This window comes from Persicitalea jodogahamensis (assembly GCF_014651615.1).
GTDB classification, from domain to species: Bacteria; Bacteroidota; Bacteroidia; order Cytophagales; family Spirosomataceae; genus Persicitalea; species Persicitalea jodogahamensis.
Genome location: NZ_BMXF01000003.1, coordinates 577476 through 595837, shown reverse-complemented (window position 1 = coordinate 595837; position 18362 = coordinate 577476). Strand labels below are relative to the sequence as shown.

11 protein-coding genes and 1 riboswitch are annotated in these 18362 nt (G+C 50.5%); of the genes, 9 read left to right on the top strand and 2 right to left on the bottom strand.

Annotation, left to right across the window (positions count from 1 at the left end; genetic code table 11):
• Positions 1–294: 294 nt before the first annotated feature.
• Complete coding sequence (locus tag IE117_RS26275; protein ID WP_229581090.1) at positions 295–660, top strand: cupredoxin domain-containing protein; 366 nt, start codon at positions 295–297, stop codon at positions 658–660.
• Between the two features lie 22 nt (positions 661–682).
• A complete protein-coding gene (locus IE117_RS17805) occupies positions 683–3190 on the top strand; it encodes a T9SS type B sorting domain-containing protein (RefSeq protein ID WP_229581088.1) in 2508 nt (835 codons plus the stop codon).
• Positions 3191–3193: 3 nt separating this feature from the next.
• On the opposite strand, the gene IE117_RS17800 is transcribed toward IE117_RS17805, so the two are convergent.
• On the bottom strand, positions 3194–4237 hold the full coding sequence (locus IE117_RS17800) for a homoserine O-acetyltransferase family protein (protein WP_189565825.1): 1044 nt from the start codon (positions 4235–4237) through the stop codon (positions 3194–3196).
• Positions 4238–4373: 136 nt separating this feature from the next.
• A complete protein-coding gene (locus IE117_RS17795; RefSeq protein WP_189565824.1) occupies positions 4374–5678 on the bottom strand; it encodes an O-acetylhomoserine aminocarboxypropyltransferase/cysteine synthase family protein in 1305 nt (434 codons plus the stop codon).
• Between the two features lie 303 nt (positions 5679–5981).
• Positions 5982–6095: riboswitch (SAM riboswitch) on the bottom strand.
• Between the two features lie 211 nt (positions 6096–6306).
• Between IE117_RS17795 and IE117_RS17790 the strand changes: the two genes are divergently transcribed.
• The 7 genes from IE117_RS17790 (at position 6307) to IE117_RS17760 (ending at position 18344) form a co-directional block, all read left to right on the top strand.
• Positions 6307–6633 carry a DciA family protein gene (locus tag IE117_RS17790; RefSeq protein ID WP_189565823.1) on the top strand — a complete coding sequence of 109 codons (327 nt, stop codon included), beginning with the start codon at positions 6307–6309 and terminating at the stop codon, positions 6631–6633.
• Positions 6634–6725: 92 nt separating this feature from the next.
• Positions 6726–7706, top strand: a complete 981-nt coding sequence (locus IE117_RS17785) for an ion channel (protein ID WP_229581086.1) — start codon at positions 6726–6728, stop codon at positions 7704–7706.
• 11 nt (positions 7707–7717) lie between these two features.
• Positions 7718–8638 (top strand): S66 peptidase family protein, encoded by a 921-nt coding sequence (locus IE117_RS17780; RefSeq protein ID WP_229581084.1) that lies wholly within the window; start codon positions 7718–7720, stop codon positions 8636–8638.
• A 63-nt stretch (positions 8639–8701) separates the two neighbouring features.
• A complete protein-coding gene (locus IE117_RS17775; protein WP_189565822.1) occupies positions 8702–9505 on the top strand; it encodes an SDR family oxidoreductase in 804 nt (267 codons plus the stop codon).
• A gap of 468 nt (positions 9506–9973) precedes the next feature.
• Positions 9974–13189 carry a SusC/RagA family TonB-linked outer membrane protein gene (locus tag IE117_RS17770; protein WP_189565821.1) on the top strand — a complete coding sequence of 1072 codons (3216 nt, stop codon included), beginning with the start codon at positions 9974–9976 and terminating at the stop codon, positions 13187–13189.
• 82 nt (positions 13190–13271) lie between these two features.
• A complete protein-coding gene (locus tag IE117_RS17765) occupies positions 13272–14723 on the top strand; it encodes a SusD/RagB family nutrient-binding outer membrane lipoprotein (protein ID WP_189565820.1) in 1452 nt (483 codons plus the stop codon).
• Between the two features lie 462 nt (positions 14724–15185).
• Positions 15186–18344 (top strand): SusC/RagA family TonB-linked outer membrane protein, encoded by a 3159-nt coding sequence (locus IE117_RS17760; RefSeq protein WP_189565819.1) that lies wholly within the window; start codon positions 15186–15188, stop codon positions 18342–18344.
• Positions 18345–18362 lie beyond the last annotated feature (18 nt).

Sequence of the window (18362 nt, the reverse complement as noted above, 5' to 3'; positions counted from 1 at the left end):
CTCTTTCGATTAGTGATGAATTCCAGATTGTTCAGCAGTAGGAAAATCATAAGGTACCCAGGATTGCCTTCATGCAACCTTGCCAGACTCTATTTCTTAACGTGTACGACCTAAACTACCTTCGACGCCTATGCTAACGTGGCCTTTGGCGGCGACGATGAGAAATATTTCTAAGTGGGTAGTTATCAGAATGTCCATCTACTATAAAGCTAAATCAAAATTCCCCGATCGCACATTTTTTCAAACAGGTGATCGTTCAAAAAGGAGTATGGTTACCCTAATCCTTCGATCGCTATGAGAAAGTACCTACCCGCTGCGCTTCTTTTGACACTTATCGGAACAATTTATCACGATGTCTGCGCCTCCCATGTGCGGGCGGGTGAAATAACCGCCAGGCGGATTTCCGGCAGTTCGCTGACGTATGAGATTACCTTTACAGGCTGTTACGACCAGGTGGGTGGTTCTGATGCGGCCAGAACACAGAACTCTGTACGTTTTTACGTAGGTAGTGTAGGGCCCATTGAGGTTGCCCGAAAAACGCCCATCGCCAATATTGGCAATGGCACCAGCCGCAATGAATATGTTTTCACATATACTTTCCCAGCCCCCGGTACTTTCACTATTTCCACCTCTATTATTAACAGAAACATCTATTATTAACAGAAACAGAGGAATCGACAATTTGGGTGGAATAGGGTCAGGAGATATTGATTTCTTTGTCCGTTCGACCCTGGTGATCAATGCCGGTTTGGGATTGAATCGCACGCCCGTTCTTCTTAATCCCCCCATCGACTTAGCCGCAGTAGGCCAGCGGTACATTCATAATCCTGGTGCGTTCGATGCAGATGGCGATAGTTTGGCCTACCGCCTCATTGAACCCCAGCGAAGCCAGACTCCCGGCCAGGGAGTAAATATAACCAGCTATGTACAGCCTAATTTGGTACCACCCTTTGGCAACATTGAGGGCGGCTCCTCTCCTTCGACTTTCACACTCGACTCTATTACAGGCGATTTGGTTTGGGACGCTCCTGCCAAAACTGGCTTTTACAATGTCGCCTTCGTCGTAGAAGAATGGCGCAATGGGGTGCTGATTGGTGAGATCGTCCGTGACATGCAGATCATCGTCATCGACAGCCCTAACGACCGACCCAAACTGGCCGCCATTCCTGACCTTTGCGTGGAAGCCGGAACGCTCGTCCAGCAAAGCATCACGGCCACCGACCCAAACGGCGACATCCTGACGCTCACCTCCAACAGCGGTGTCTATCTCCCTGATCTGGTACCCGTTCAAAATGCGCAGTTTAGTGTGACCAATTCTAATAATCCGGGCCAAGTGACAGGGGTTTTCCGCTGGCAGACGGGCTGCGACCACATCCGGCTGGAACCATACGACGTGCTGGTGAAAGTTGAGGATGGCCCCGCCCCTACCCGCCCCAATCCTTCGCTTTTCCGCAAACTAGTGGACATCCGAACGTTTAAAATTCGCGTATACGGGCCCAAGCCGCAAAATCTGCGGGCCGAACCTGTGGCCGATGCGGCGGACCGCGCCTTCCGGCTGACGTGGAGCAGCTACCGCTGTCAGGTACCGGGAGCACAAATCGCGATTTATCGCAAAGTCGGCTGTTCTGACTTCGACGCCGGAGCCTGCCAGCCCGGCTTGCCGCTGGGGCTGGGTTATGAAGAAATTGCGCGCGTAGGTGTGGGGGAAACGTTTTACTTAGACTCCAATGCCGGGCAAGGTTTGCAGCCGGGCGTAAATTACAGTTATCGCATCGTGACGTTGTTTCCGCGTCGGGGGACTACGCCCAACGAGCCGGGGCGCCTGAATGGCGGCGGCAGTAGCCTGCCCTCCGCTGAGTTCTGCGCCGATCTGCCGCAGCTTGCCCCATTAATCACCAATGTAACGGTAGACTCTACCAGCCAGAGCAAAGGCGTCATCACTGTACGCTGGACACGCCCCGCCGGAGCTTTGCCAGGGCTTGTCGCACAATACCGTCTGCTGAGGGCTACGGGACTGGACGGTACTGATTTCACTCAGGTCGCCAGCATCAATACGACTTTTCAGCCCAACGTAGCCGACACGCTCTTTGTGGATCGGAGTCTGAACACAGAGCAAAACGCCTATCGTTATAAAATCGATTACTACGTCACTACGAATGGTACTTTGGGCAAATTGGACGAATCGCAGCCCGCCAGCAGCGTGCGCCTGGCGCAAGTCGGTGGGGCCAATAACCAGGTGCGGCTGACCTGGACGGCCAATGTACCCTGGAAGAACACCGATCGCATTCACCGCGTCTATCGCGAGGAGCGGGGGCGACCTGGCGTATTCAACCGCATCGCCGATGTTCCCGTGCAAGACGTGCAGTCGTTCACTTTTACCGACGATGGTACCGACCGCTATACAGCTGATGGTACGACCTCGCTCACACTATCACCCGACTCGACCTACTGTTATAAAGTAGAAACGGTGGGAGCCTACGAAAGCGCACGGCTACAATCACTGACCTTGTACAATTTCTCCCAAATCCTTTGCGCTTCGCCCAGCGACACCACGCGCCCCTGCGCTCCGCTGCTGGCGATTGATACGCTGGATTGCAGCAAACTTTCGCCTGATGCCTTTTGCAATCCATCGACCTTTACCAATAATCTTTCCTGGACCCTAAGTACCTCCAACCCCGCAATCTGCAATCCCAATGTGGTGGCTTACCGTGTGTACTACGCCCGCTATACCGACGAAAATCCTGCGTTCCTGGCCTCAGTCACAGCCCCTGTTCCTCCAGCCATGGCATACGCCCATATCGGGCTTAACTCTTTCGCGGGCTGCTACTATGTAACGGCCGTAAACCGTTTTGGCGTAGAGAGTGCGCCCAGTAACACGGTCTGTAAGGACAACTGCCCGCAGTACGCGCTACCCAACGTATTCACACCTAACAAAGACGGTAAGAACGACAGCTTTACGCCGCTCAACTGCCCGGAGTTTTTGGACAAAACGGAGTTTACCGTCTTCAACCGCTGGGGCGTGAAAGTATTCGAGACGATAGATTTGGGTATTAACTGGGATGGTCGAAGCAGTGCCGGACAAGACCTACCCGCCGGCCAGTATTTCTACGAAGCGAAGGTACGTTTCCAGTCAGTGCAACGCGACGCGGAGCCGCTGGCGTTTAAAGGATGGGTGCAGCTGCTTCGGTAATCATTATGCCACCTCCAGCTTCCCTTTACTCTCCTGCCAGGCTTTGATAATCTGAGTCAATTGCTTGTATTCAATCAGAAAGCCATCGTGGCCATATAGTGAATCGATTTCCTGATACTCCGCATCGGGAATATGGCGTGCCAGAAACTGTTGCTCCACAACCGGAAACAGCATGTCGGACTTAATCCCCAGAACCAGCGTTTTGGTTTTGACCTTACCCAAAGCATTGACAATGCCTCCGCGATTACGGCCCACATTGTGGGTGTCCATCATTTTCGACAACGTCCAGTAGGAGAAGGCATTGAATCGCTTCATAAACTTGTCGCCCTGGTAGCGCTGATACGATGAAGCCCGGAATTCGTCTGTCTGATCAGGATTATCGCGGGCCTGCGTGAAGTTGTAAGTGTCGTAGTTTCGGTAAGAAAGCAGCGCAAAAGAACGCGCGGCGGCCATGCCCAACAGCCCGGCATCGGGCGATTTTCGCTGCCAGGTTGTATCGGCCTGAATCGCCATGCGCTGTGATTCATTGAAGGCAATGCCCCAGGAAGAATGTACGGCGTTCGTGGCGATCAGGATAAGCTCATCGAACAAATCGGGTTGCTGAATAGCCCACTCCAACGACTGCTGACCACCCAGAGAACCACCCAGACAAACCTTGATTCGCTTGATTTCCAATTCCTGACGCAACAGGTCAAGCGCATTCACTACATCACGCACTGTTACGTTTGGAAAGTCATGGTAGTATGGCTGCTTCGTAAGCGGATCGACAGACAATGGTCCCGTTGAGCCATAGGCAGAGCCCAGCACGTTGGCACAAACCACGAAATGCCGGCTCGGATCGAAGTGCGTGTTCGGCCCCACCAGCCCGTCCCACCACTCGGAAGCATTGGCGCTGCCTGTCAGGGCGTGGCATACCCACACGATATTGTCGTCGTTTTCAGCGCGGGTGCCGCTGGTAGTATAGGCCAGCTCGAAGCCAGGCAATGTCTGGCCCGATTCCAGCGAAAAAGAATAGGGGTACTTAAATACTTTTTTCTCGGGCTGCATTTAATGAACAGTTGACAATGGAAGGTGACCAGGGTCCACTTTGTAAAGTAAGCTCCCGTCCCGGTCCGCTACTTTTTTGAATTCTGTATAAAAAAGAAAAATCAGTTCCGGCCATTTGCCGGAACTGATTTTCAAGCTAGGCTTGAACCGAAATTTGGGCAAATGCCTGCTCCATATCAGCCTTGATGTCATCGATGTGCTCGATACCAACCGACACACGCAGCTCACCGGGGATCACGCCGGCATTAAGCTGGTCAGCTGCGGTCAATTGCGAGTGGGTAGTGCTGGATGGATGAATGATAAGGGTCTTCGAATCACCCACGTTGGCCAGGTGACTGATCAACCCCAATGAATTCACAAAGTGATCCGCCGCCTCTTTTCCTGCCTTGAGCTTGAATGAAAGCACGGCGCCGGACCCACGCGTGAGGTACTTGGCGGCAACTTTGTGGTACTTGCTGCTTTCAAGACCCGAGTAGTTCACCGATTCCACAGCTTTATGAGTTTGAAGCCACTGAGCCAGTTTGAGTGCGTTTTCGCAGGCGCGTTCTACCCGGAGCGTCAATGTTTCGAGGCCTTGCAGCAACATGAAGGCATTGAACGGACTCTGGCACGGCCCCCAGTCGCGCAGTCCCTCCACGCGGGCGCGGATGATAAACTGGATATTGCCGAATGGTCCGTCCATACCAAAAACATCGTTGTACACCAGGCCGTGGTAGCTGTCCGATGGCTCCGTGAACTGGGGGTACTTTCCATTGCCCCAGTTGAACTTACCGGAATCCACGATTACCCCGCCCATGGAATTTCCGTGGCCACCAACCCACTTCGTAGCCGACTCGACTACAATGTGCGCTCCCCACTTGATCGGCTGACAGATTGCACCTCCCGCCCCAAAGGTATTGTCCACTATGATGGGCAGGTCGTGCTTTTCGGCCAGTTTGGCGAAAGCTTCAAAATCGGGAACGCTGAAACTCGGATTGCCGATCGTTTCGAGATAAATGGCCTTAGTTTTATCGTCGATCAGCTTTTCAAAGCTAGCGGGATCGTCACCGTCGGCAAAGCGGGCCTCGACGCCGATATTCTTGAACGAGTTTCTGAACTGATTGTAGCTGCCGCCGTACAAAAATGAAGTGGTCACGAAATTGTCGCCAACGCTGGTGATATTGTTAATCGCCAGGAACTGCGCCGCGTGGCCTGAGGCGGTAGCCAAAGCCGCTACCCCGCCTTCCAGTGCCGCCATGCGTTTCTCGAACACATCAGTGGTCGGATTCATGATCCGGGTATAAATATTCCCGAATTCTTTCAGTGCGAACAGATTGGCCCCATGTTCGGAATCATTGAAAGTGTAGGAGGTCGTTTGATAAATAGGCACGGCCCGTGATTTCGTCGTGGGGTCTGGTTCCTGGCCAGCGTGCAGTTGAAGGGTTTCGAATTGCTGAGACATTAGTGTTAAGTGTTTAATTGTTGAATTGTATTATCGTGAATTGTGCCGGATGAGCATTCATTTCTGCTCATCAAATTTCGAATTGTTGTCTGACCGTCTTTAGCTTTGATCGCATAGCGTCAATCTGCCACCTGTGTACAATAGCGGGAAAAGTACCTCAAAAAGGAAGTCTTCCGCGTTAGGCGCACATGCAACAAAAAATACCGTCGAGCCTGGCCTGAACCAGATTGAACGGTAGTGTGGGGTGGCAGTTAGCCACTCCGAAAACGGAATGCGGGTGATTCTGACTCATGCGCGGGTTTTGGTTTATATTTCCTAAATACGATTAGGTGGGAGTTAGCACCTTGTCCCGGTTGCGCGTGGGATAGGTTGCCAGAGGTTCTATGAGCCCATTCTCTAGCCTCTTCTCTATAAATCAACCGCTGTACTGCGAAGCAATTGACTTGATGGCACAATATTAAGCCCCAATCGAGGGAATTCCAAGCCCGACCCTGTTTTTTTGGCAAATCAGAAAGGAACAAAACCTTTCAAAGTTTAGGTTTTCCTATTCCCTACGTATAAATTCCGGCAGAAGCACATTGTTTCTATCTTTGTAAAAACCCATCGTAGGGCAGGAAATCTCCAGTGCATGGCTCAGTATTATAAATTCGATAAGGAACGGGCTTCGCGCAAGCCTGGCATTACGCCATTGAAGGAGGCAATCGAGCAGGTATTTGGCAGGCCCCACATGAAAAAGGGCTTTGAGGAGAGCTATGTCACGGCACACTGGGCAAAAATCATGGGGCATCCGATTTCGTCGCGCACTCAGAAGGTCTATGTCCGGGATCGCATTTTATTCCTGCAAATAGAATCCGCCCCACTACGGAATGAACTTGTACACGCCAAAAAGAAAATAATCGAACTCATAAACCGGGAAATGAACGTGGAACTGGTGGAGGATGTAGTCTTTATTTAACTGGGGGCGACTGGTTGAATTCACCATACGTTTTCCCGCGTTCAATCTATTTCTCTCAACAAACGGGTGCGCCCATCAACAACCAACCATACGTGGCTAAAAAACTACCTGTTGCCCACAGAAGCGCAATGCTCAACCAGGAGGAAAGCCGTAAAGACCTCGGGTTTGGCACAAAAATCACCAGTGAGCAAAGCCGCCTTATCAATAAGGACGGCAGTTTCAATGTGCGGCGTGTTGGCGATTCTTCTCTGAACAGCGTAAACTGGTACCACAGGCTGATCACCTTTAAATGGACGAAGTTTTTGGGATTGGTATTCCTTTTCTACTTCATTCTAAATCTGATTTTCGCCAGTCTGTATCTGCTCATCGGGGTCGAATACCTGGAAGGCATCAGCAACGATCACCAGCAGCACCCCTTTTGGGAAGCCTTTTTCTTCAGCGCCCAGACCCTGACTACCGTCGGCTACGGTCGGATCAGCCCGACAGGCTTCTGGACAAACGCCGTAGCTGCTTTCGAAGCTCTGGTAGGCCTGCTGCTCATCGCCCTGGCGACGGGTTTGCTCTACGGCCGGTTTTCGCGTTCCGTTCCCCGCATCCGGTTCAGTGGTCACGCTCTCATCGCTCCTTACCTGGACATTAACGGTTTGATGTTTCGCATCATTCACGAGCGCGACAGTGAGCTGATTGATCTCGACGTCGAAATGACCCTTTCGTGTCTGGACGTGCTGCCGAGCGGGGCCAAAACCCGCAAATATTACCCGCTGGAACTGGAACGCAGCCACGTCAATTACTTCCCGTTGAACTGGACTATTGTGCACCCTATTACGGAAGAAAGCCCACTGCACAACGCCACAGCGAAAAGTCTGAACGAGACAGATGCCGAATTCCTGATTATCATCCGGGCGACGGACGAGACTTTCATGCAACAAGTCCACGCCCGCTATTCTTATCATCACGAAGAAATCCTTTGGGGCGCCAAGTTCGAACCCATGTTTGATACCAGTGCCCAGGGCAATATAGCCGTGCGGGTTTCTGATATCGACCGGCATCGCTCAGCTTCCCTTAACACTTGAAATCCTGAATTTTGAATAACAATTTAATTCTCCCCCCCTACCTCAGGCCCGACGATATGGTAGGGGTAGTTGCGCCCGCCAGCCGGGTGCGCTATGAAGACTGTGAGGCGGGCCTGCAGGTACTTAGAAACCAATGGGACCTGGAAATCTTTGAAGGAACGACCCTGCACGAAGAGTACTTTCAATACTCGGCCCCCGACAATCAGCGCCTGGAAGATTTTCAGGCCCTGCTCAACAACCCCAATGTCAGGGCTATTTTAGCGGCGCGCGGCGGTTATGGCTGTTCGAGGATTGTGGATAAGCTGGACTTTACAATGTTCAAAAAATCGCCTAAATGGCTGGTCGGATTCAGCGACCTGACGGTTTTCCTCTCCCACATTAACCAACTGGGCTTTGCCGCACTACATGCTCCGATGGTTAAAACCATGACCAAGCAGGGGGGCGAAGTAAGTATGGAATCGCTGAGGAAAGCACTCTTTGGCGAACCGCTCTCTTACGAAATCCCCGGACACCTGTTTAATCGCTCGGGAACAGGACATGGCCGGATTACGGGCGGAAACCTTTGCCTGTTGGCCCATTTGATTGGATCTGACTCTGCGGTGAATACGGCGGGCAAAATCTTGTTCATCGAAGATATCAATGAATACCTTTATAATATCGATCGAATGATGATTCAGTTGAAAAGGGCCGGCCAATTGCAGAATCTTGCGGGTTTGATTGTCGGACAATTTACCGATTCTCGTGACAATCCTGAACCGGCCTTTGGGAAAACCGCCTATGAAATCGTGCTCGATCACACCTCAACCTACGAGTACCCGGTCTGCTTCGACTTTCCCGTAGGTCATGTGGCCGACAACCGTGCCCTGCCGGTTGGAGTGATGGCAACCCTGGATGTTGGTGAGAATGGCGCGCTTCTAAGTTACGCGACGTAAGTCCCGACATTCAACTTTTTCCCTTTTCAATTCCCATGATTCAAAACGCTAACCACCCTCCAATTGAAAAATTATTTTGCCGATAAAGTTGTCTGGATTACCGGAGCCTCTTCCGGTATTGGTGAAGCACTGGCGCTGGAATTGGCCCGGCAAGGTGCAAAACTCGTACTGAGCGCACGGCGGGCTGATGAACTCGAGCGCGTTAAGGCGGCGACCACTCTGCCCGCGGACAACGTGCTGGTGCTACCCATGGATGTTACGGACTTCGGCCTCGCTCCGGTCAGCGCGGCCAAAGTCATTGCCAGGTTTGGGAGGATAGATATGATGGTTCACAATGCCGGGATAAGCCAGCGCTCCTTTGTAAAGGACACCTCGCTGGAGGTGTATCAGAAGCTGATGGACGTCGACTTTTTTAGTACCGTAGCCTTGACAAAAGCAGTTTTGCCCTATATGACCCGCCAGAAAAGTGGGCATTTTATTGTCATCAGCAGCGTCGCCGGCAAAGTCGGGACACCGATGCGTTCGGGATACAACGCGGCCAAACACGCCTTACACGGTTTTTATGATTCTTTGCGTTCAGAAGTGTTTGACGATAATATCAGGGTGACGGTAGCCTGCCCCGGCTATATCAAAACAAACGTGTCTGTCAATGCCCTGGATGAAAAAGGCAATAAATACGGGCAAATGGACGCAAACCAGGCCAAGGGAATGCCCGCCGCCGAGTGCGCACGGAAGGTTCTCAAAGCTGCTCAACAAGACCGCAAAGAAGTATTCATTGGTGGTGTCACCGAGAAAGCAGCAGTGTACTTAAGACGTTTTTTCCCTTCTTTCCTATTTAAAATGGTTCGCAGAAACGTTCCAGAATAAAGGATACATATATTTTATTTATCAGCAACAGCCGCCGTGGTATACCTACGGCGGCTGTTTTCGTATCGATCCGTTTCAAACTACTTTTTTTTAGATAGGCACTTCACCCTCAACACTATTCACCATAACTGCTGGGTCATCCCATTTTGCTCCTCATCATTCGACGTATATATAGCTTTTCTATCTATCAGCCTGTATATGAATCTATTCAGTAGTTAATGTCCTCGTATCCCATATTCAGCTACAATAATGAAGAATAATCTAACATTTTGATGAATTTTTTGTAACTATGTATTGATAGCAAATAGTCACCGCTTTTCAAGATATAAGCACTTGTAACACACTAATTTTTAATTATATACCTCCTACAAAACATTTTACCAAATATTATCGTTTTGTTAAATAATGCAGAGGCAAATTCCTTTACCTTTGCAACTTTCTATTTTTTCCACATACCAACCTAATTGTATGAGAAAGTTTTTCGCATTATTCCTTGGCGGCTTGCTCTTCCTTGGATCGCAGGCTATTGCCCAGGACCGTACCGTGAGCGGTAAGGTAACGGCAGAAGACGGCTCGGTGCTACCGGGCGTCAACATTTCGATTAAGGGTACCACGCGCGGTACCAACACTAATGGAGAGGGTACATACTCGATAAGTGCCCCGGCTAACAGCACTCTTATTTTCAGCTTTATCGGTTTCAAGAATACGGAGGTGCCGGTGGGCAACCAATCCACGATCAATGTATCGCTAACTACCGATGTCAATCAGTTGAACGAAGTCGTGGTGACAGCCTTGGGCATATCGCGCGACAAGAAGGCGCTTGGCTACTCCGTGCAGGAGGTGAAAGGCGAAAACCTGACCGTGGCCCGGGATCAAAACGTAGGTAATGCGCTCGCCGGAAAGGTAGCAGGCGTGCAGGTGCTCGGGCAATCGGGCGCCAAATTTGGCACACCCAACATCCGGATCCGGGGTATCAACTCGCTGACAGGCAACGATCCGCTTTATGTGGTAGATGGTACGCCCACGGATATCAGCCAGGTAAACATGGATGACGTGGAATCATTGACTGTGCTGAAAGGTCCGTCAGCTACGGCCCTTTACGGAAACCGTGCTTCGGCGGGCGTTATTGTCGTCACGACCAAACGTGCCAAAGCGGGCGAAACAAGCCTGACTGTCAATCACAGCTCCACGCTGGATATGGTGGCTCTGCTCCCAAAGTACCAGAACGAGTACGGCGGTGGTTATTCCCAGGACTTTGAGACTTTCCAGTATGATGCCCGCATTCACCCCGCCGATTGGCAGGCATTCAACGGACAGCGTATCCTGGACTATTCGGCTGATGAAAGCTGGGGGCCCAAGCTAGACGGACAGCCACACCGCTCCGCAGCTTCATGGCTGCCCGGACCGCAGTTTGGTCAGCTGACACCCTATGAGGCACATCCCAACAACGTGCGTGACTTCTTTGAGAAACCTGTCAGCAGCAACACCAACTTTGCGTTCGCGCGGGGCGGCGAGTTTTACAACAGCCGTATTTCGTACACCCACATTATTAACAATGGTATTGTGCCTAACAGTAGCCAAACGAAGGACTACATAAGCGCAAAAAACTCGATTTCGTTTTCAAAGCGGTTGATTGCCGACCTGAACATTAATTATACTGCTACAAAGAGCAACAACATTCCCGCCGACCGTTACGGTTCTTCGGGAGGAACCGGTACGAGCAATAGCCTTTTCGGGGTTACCAATGCCACATTGAGCGGCTATAACCAGACGGTCGGTTCGTTTAACCAATGGTTCCAGCGTCAGTTATCCATTGAGGACCTGCGAAACTATAAAAATGAAGACGGTAGCTACCGGAGCTGGAACATCGGCGGTCCGCTCGATGCAAAGCCCAAGTACTGGGACAGTCCCTACACTCAGGTTTATGACAACACTAACCTGGCCAGGCAGCAGCGCCTGTTCGGTGACATTGGCCTGACGTACAACATTCTGGACAACCTGACGGCCACCGCCAAGGTTCGTCGTGACTACGGTTCCTATGTGAACGAGGGGCGCATAGCCTACGGGACGCTTAATGCGGGTGGCAAAGGGGCTTACGCTTTTCTGACGGGTCTTTCTTTGGAAAACAACTATGAGGGGCTGCTGAGCTATAACCGCGATTTTGCTAAAATCTCGCTGGTAGCTAACGGAGGGGGCAACATTCGCTACAACCGCACGGAAGGCAGCTTCCAGTCGACCGTGGGCGGATTGGCATCACCCGGTTTCTATAACATTGCGGCTTCTAACGATCGCCCCATCAGTAACAACTACTTGTTTGAAAGAAGGGTCAATAGTCTGTTTGCCAACGTGAGCCTTGGTTACGATAACATTTTATTCATCGAGGGATCGGTGCGTAACGACTGGTCTTCGACCTTACCCAAAGCCAACAATTCGTACCTGTACCCTTCCGTTTCAGCCAGCTTTGTGTTCTCGGAATTCATTCCTCAGAACAATATCCTTTCCTTTGGTAAGCTGCGGGGCGGATACGCACAAGTGGGTACCGATGTGGGACCATACCAAACAGCTCTTACCTATACGGTGGGAACGGTGTACGGGGCCAATTCTACCACCTTTCTTCCCAACTTGTTGCCTAATACCAACCTGAAGCCAGGCCTTTCGTCCTCTTATGAAGGCGGTGTAGATTTGAAGTTTTTCAATAATGCTTTAAGCCTTGAATTCACAGCGTATCAGAACAACAACAAAAATCAGATTATTCCATTGGCAGTATCACCCGAGAGTGGCTATACCAATGCCTACGTGAACGCTGGATTGATTAAAACTTCCGGTTTGGAACTGCACCTGGGGGCTACGCCGATCAGCAATAAAAACTTTACCTGGCAGTTGGACTTGAACGCCGATCGCAATAAATCGCAGGTAGTAGAACTGGCTGAAGGGCAGCAAAACTACCAAATTGATGGCCCGCAATGGCGCTCACTTACGCTCAATGCCCGTGTAGGTCAACCTTGGGGAATTCTGGAAGGCCAGGGCATCAAGAAAGATGCCAATGGCAACAACGTAGTGTATTCTCCCACGGCTGAAAACATTGAGGCAGGTTTGGCAGGGATGTATGTAAAGGAGAACAATGTCAAGTTAGGTTCGGTACTTCCTAAGTTTAAAGGTGGTTTGCTGAATACTTTCACTTACCGTGATTTCACCCTACGCGTCAACACTGATTTCGTAGTTGGTGGCAAGTTCTTCTCCGTTACCCGGATGTTCAATGCTTACTCGGGCTTGTCGGCCGAAACCGCAGGTCTGAACGAACTTGGCAATCCGAAGCGTGATGATCCTGCCAACGGAGGTGGAATCATTCTGGATGCCGTGACTCAGGATGGCCAACCCAACACCTATCGCGTAAACACGCAGGATTTGTACGAAGGCCAGTTGTTCGCCCTGAACGAAAATTGGATTTACGACAAGACTTATGCCAAACTGCGTGAGGTGTCATTTGGATATAATTTCCCCTCGCGGGTGCTGGGCCGCTTTATCAAAACGGCCAACGTATCATTGATCGGTCGTAACCTGCTGCTGATTTACAGCGCAGTGGGCGGCGGTATCGACATTTCCGAGACTGAAACACTCTGGTACGAAGGAGGCCAGTTGCCCCCCGTGCGCTCTATGGGTGTCAATGTTCGTCTGGGATTTTAATCTAGCCAGCGCCTGCCCGGGCTGACAGTAGCTATGAGGCAGGCCATTCAACAAAACATAATGAATTAACTATAAGATTGATATGAAAAATATTTGGTATAAATCAGCCACCGCATCACTGGTCATGCTGACCGTAGTGGGTTGTAATGATTTCGGGGACATGAACGTCAATCCCAACAACCCGTCGGTACCGGTAACGGCCAGCCTGCTCTCGGGAGCGGAACGTTCCGTGGGCACACTCAACGGCCAGGTTGGGCCCGGAGCCACCAATAGCGCACCAGCTTTGTACGTCCAGCAGATCTCCGACGTGACCTATATTGAGGAATCGCGCTATAAGACTATTAATTTTAATTATAGCGGCTGGTATACCGGTCCGCTGAATAGTTTCCAGCAGATTATCAACCTGAACTCCGATGCTGATACAAAGGTGGCTGCCGCCGCATACGGCTCCAACGCCAACCAGATCGCGACAGCGCGAATAATGAAAGCGTACGTGTTTCAATGGTTGACCGACCGTTGGGGAGACATCCCCTACTCGCAGGCCCTGAAGGGCGACGAGAACTTCTCCCCTGCTTTCGATAAGCAGCAGGAGATTTACAACGACCTGTTCAAGGAGTGGAAGGAAGCGGCAGCCCAGTTTGACAACGGGGCCAAAGTACAGGGGGACATTATTCTCAACGGCGACATCAGCCGCTGGAAAAAGTTTGCCAACTCGCTGCGCCTGATTGCCGCCCTGCGTATTTCGGAAGCCGATGCGGCAAAAGGTGCCACGGAGTTCAAGGCCGCAATGGCCGACGGCGTACTCGCATCGAATGCCGACAATGTTCAGTACAAGTACCTCACTGACCTGAACAACGAAAACCCGCTTTACAACAACTACCAGACTACCAACCGTAAAGACTTTGGGGTAAGCGATACGTTTGTGAAATATCTTCTGAAAGTGAATGACCCTCGCCTGCCTTTCATTGCATCCAAAAACAATTTGGGTGAGTACAAGGGTGTTCCTTACGCGGTATTCCCCGTGACCTGGAAGGCACAGGATATTTCATTGATTGCGCCTACGCTCAGTGCCCAGAATGCGCCCCTCAATATCTTGACTTACGCACAGGTTCTGTTTGCAGAAGCGGAGGCAGCCAGCCGCGGCTGGATCACGGATGACGCCAAGAAATTGTACGAAGCTGCGATTCAAGCCTCTATGAAACAGTGGATGGGTGCAAGCTACACCGATGCGGCCTACATGGCCTATATTGCTCAGCCCGAAGTAGCTTATGATAGTACTAAAGCGTTAGAGAGAATCGGGAACCAGCGTTGGATTGCTTTGTTCTTCCAGGGTACTGAAGCCTGGAATTCATGGAGGCGAATTGGCTTCCCAAAACTGACTCCGGCTGCCTCTCCGCTTAACGGAGGAACGCAAATTCCACTCAGATTGGCCTATCCGGTTACTTCGAATACCCTGAATCAGGCAAACTACCTAGAAGTAGTCGCCCGCCAGGGAGCGGACACCCAGTATACCCCCGTATGGTGGGACAAGTAGTATTTTTTGGTTTAGTTTAAATCGAAAAGGCCCGACGATCGTCGGGCCTTTTTTTGTTTTGTCCTAACGCCAGGATATACCGTAAAATAAGTTATAGAGAAGCTCTAAGGCCGATTTTATAGCGTTTCAGGTACTTATTCAGATCCCAAAATTGTGATTATTTTAAGTTTGATCTTGAAAGAGTCAGCCACTGCCAGAATAGCTGGGAATGGAAAATCATTTACAATGAAAAAGGGATTACTGCTACAAGGCAATGTCTGTAAAATTTTGGTTACAAATTAAAATATATCAATTTAAAAATTTTAACGATGCCTCCATAAAAAAAACTCCTTAAAAAATTCACTTTTTCTCAAAAAGCGGAATAAAATTCTGTCTTATATCACTACGATAGTTGTTTAAACAATTCGATTGGGTTATATTTGCATTTTATCAATATTTCATCAATCACCATAACCTAATCGTATGAGAAAGTTTTTAGCACTATTTCTGGTCGGGATTTTGTCCTTTGGGATGCAAGCCTTTGCCCAGGAGAGGACGGTGACCGGGAAGGTCACTGCCGATGATGGCTCATCTTTACCGGGCGTCAACATTTCAGTAAAAGGCACTACGCGCGGTACCAACTCCGACGTTAGCGGTAACTACACCCTCACAGCCGTACCGAATAACGCTACTTTGGTATTCAGCTATATCGGTTTCAAAGCACAGGAGGTAGAAGTTGGCAATCGTTCCACCGTCAATGTGACCCTGGAAACAGATGTGTCTCTGCTCAATGAAGTAGTAGTAACTGGTCTGGGAGTCTCGCGCGAAAGCAAGGCAGTAGGGCACGCACTTCAACAAATCGATGGTGAGAAACTCACTTTTTCGAAAGATGCCAACCTGGCCAACTCCCTCGCAGGTAAAATAGCAGGAGTACAAATTCAGGGTGCTCCGTCATCATCATTCCGTAGCGGCAATATCCGGATTCGCGGTGTCACCGGGCTTTCGATTTATGCCAACCCACTTTACATCGTGGACGGCACCCCCATCGACGACCTCAACGCCGTGAACATGGACAACGTCGAGACGATCACCGTACTGAAAGGAGCATCTGCCACAGCAATCTACGGCCAGCGCGCCTCGGAAGGCGTAGTGGTAATCACGTCAAAAAAATCTGTTCGTGGTAAAATACAGGTTGACATCAACTCCGCTACTACCATGGATGTGGTTTCTAACTTGCCCAACTACCAGAACAGTTATGGTGGTGGTTACGACCAAAGCTTTATTCCGTTCGAATTTAACCCGGCCATTCACCCCGCCGAGTGGCAGGCATTTCAGGGCCAAAACCTGATTGACTACTCTGCTGACGAAAGCTGGGGACCTAAACTGGATGGCACCCTGTACCGTCCGTATTATAGCTGGTTTCCTTCACACCCTGATTTCGGCAAGCAGATTCCTTTCTCGCCGCAGCCTGACAACGTGAAGAATTACTTTGACACAGGTCACACTTACAACAACAACGTATCAATCAGCGGTGGTAGCGACAAAGCCTCTTTCCGGGCGTCAGTTACCAATATCAAACGCAATCTGATAGTACCCAATACGGACCAGACCCGTAACTACATCAACCTGGGTGGCAGCTACGACATTTCGAAGAAGCTGACTTTCACAACCAACATCAACGTTGTGGACGAGAAAACCAAGGGACGCCCGCTCGAAGGGTACGGCCAGGGATTGACGGGTAGCTTTAACCAGTGGTTTCAGCGTCAGATCGACATTGACATACTCCGGGATTACAAAAACCCTGACGGATCGTTCAACTCGTGGAATATCAAGGGCCCCGAAGATACCAAGCCACTCTACTGGGACAACCCTTACTACGATGTGTATGAGAATATTTTTAATGCGGGTCAGAACCGGGTCTTCGGCGACATCGGCCTTACCTACGAAATCATGCCAGGTCTGAAATTGGGAGGCTGGGTACGCGACAACACCCTCAACAGCCGCTACGATTTCCGTATTGCCTCGGGTGGTCTTAATCCGGACGGCTTCTTTACGGGAACTGACAAGCGTAATGAGCGTAACTATGAATTCCTGGGTACTTATAACAAGACTTTTGGTGAGTTCAATTTCGACGCCAATCTGGGTGCAAACATTCGTCGGAACACCCGGGAAGTCCAGAATTTGAGCACCAATGGTGGACTTAGCATTCCTAACTTCTATAATATCTCTGCTTCCAAGGACCGCCCCAACACGCAGAACTTTACTTCGGAAAAGGAAGTTCGCAGCGTTTACGGAACGGTTTCACTTGGCTACCGTGGCTTTATCTATGTCGATGGGTCGTTGCGTAACGACTGGTCGTCCTCGCTGCCTGTTGCCAACAATTCGTACTTGTACCCCTCTATATCGGGTAGCTTCGTGTTCAGTGAATTCCTGAAGAACCAGCGAATCTTGTCTTTCGGTAAACTGAAAGCAGGTTGGGCAAAAGTTGGTAGCGATACCGACCCCTACCAGATCTTCAACACGTTCTCGGTCAACAATCCTTACGGATCACTACCTACGCAGTCGCTGCCTGGCCGCCTGCCCAATGCCAACTTGCTGCCCACCCTTTCTACTTCGTACGATTTGGGCATCGAGGTCAAATTCCTGGACAACCGGATTGGATTTGACTTCACGGTATACAACCGTGATAACACCAATCAGATTCTTCCTTTGAGTGTTTCGGCCGCGAGTGGCTACACACAGGCAATGGTCAATGCTGGTAAAATCAACAACAGCGGTGTAGAATTGGCCACTACTTTCATTCCCGTTCAGAAGGATGATTTCGACTGGACCATCAACGTGAACCTGGCTAAGGCCCGGACGAAGGTAGTTGAGCTGGCCGACGGCCTGGACAACTACGTGCTTCCCACTTTTGCAGTGTATTCAGCCGGAGCCAACCTTTCCGGTTCCAGCGTTGCTTTCGGACCGACTGTTAACGCTAAGGTGGGCGAGCCATTCGGTGAATTGGTCGGACGGGCGTTCCAACGTGATGAGAATGGAAACCGCATCGTCAACGCCGATGGTGCCTTCGTATTCGACAACAACGTGAACCTTGGTTCATTTTTGCCTGATTGGTCGGGTGGTGTCATCAACACGTTGAACTACAAAAACTTTGTCTTGAATTTCAGCGTAGATTTCCAGAAAGGCGGACTCGTGTATTCTGTTACTCAGATGTTCAATGCTTATTCAGGCCTAGGTGCAGCTACGGTTGGACCAAACGACAAAGGAATCGAGCAGCGTGATCCGGTAGCCGATGGTGGCGGAATTCGTGCCGACGGTGTCTTGGCTGATGGCTCTCAAAACCAGCAGTATGTCGAGGCTATCGACTACTACAAGTCGCTCTTCCGCCTGCACGAAAACTGGATTTACGATGCCAGCTATGCCAAGTTGCGTGAATTGAGCCTCGGCTACAAATTCAATTCCGAATTGCTCAATAAAGTTGGAATCCGTTCGGCTTACGTGGCCTTGGTAGGTCGCAACCTGTGGCGCATTCAGCAGCCTGTAAAGGGTCTTGATCCCTCCGAGATCGAGAGCGTATGGGCTGAGGGCGGACAATTGCCCGGCACTACGACTTTCGGTGTGAACGTAAAGCTTGGCTTCTAATTAAAGACACTTCCAAAA

Coding starts and splice junctions, on each gene's coding strand:
- IE117_RS26275 (WP_229581090.1), top strand. CDS start 295: ATGAGAAAGTACCTACCCGCTGCGCTTCTTTTGACACTTATCGGAACA.
- IE117_RS17800 (WP_189565825.1), bottom strand. CDS start 4,237: ATGCAGCCCGAGAAAAAAGTATTTAAGTACCCCTATTCTTTTTCGCTG.
- IE117_RS17795 (WP_189565824.1), bottom strand. CDS start 5,678: ATGTCTCAGCAATTCGAAACCCTTCAACTGCACGCTGGCCAGGAACCA.
- IE117_RS17790 (WP_189565823.1), top strand. CDS start 6,307: ATGGCTCAGTATTATAAATTCGATAAGGAACGGGCTTCGCGCAAGCCT.
- IE117_RS17770 (WP_189565821.1), top strand. CDS start 9,974: ATGAGAAAGTTTTTCGCATTATTCCTTGGCGGCTTGCTCTTCCTTGGA.
- IE117_RS17765 (WP_189565820.1), top strand. CDS start 13,272: ATGAAAAATATTTGGTATAAATCAGCCACCGCATCACTGGTCATGCTG.
- IE117_RS17760 (WP_189565819.1), top strand. CDS start 15,186: ATGAGAAAGTTTTTAGCACTATTTCTGGTCGGGATTTTGTCCTTTGGG.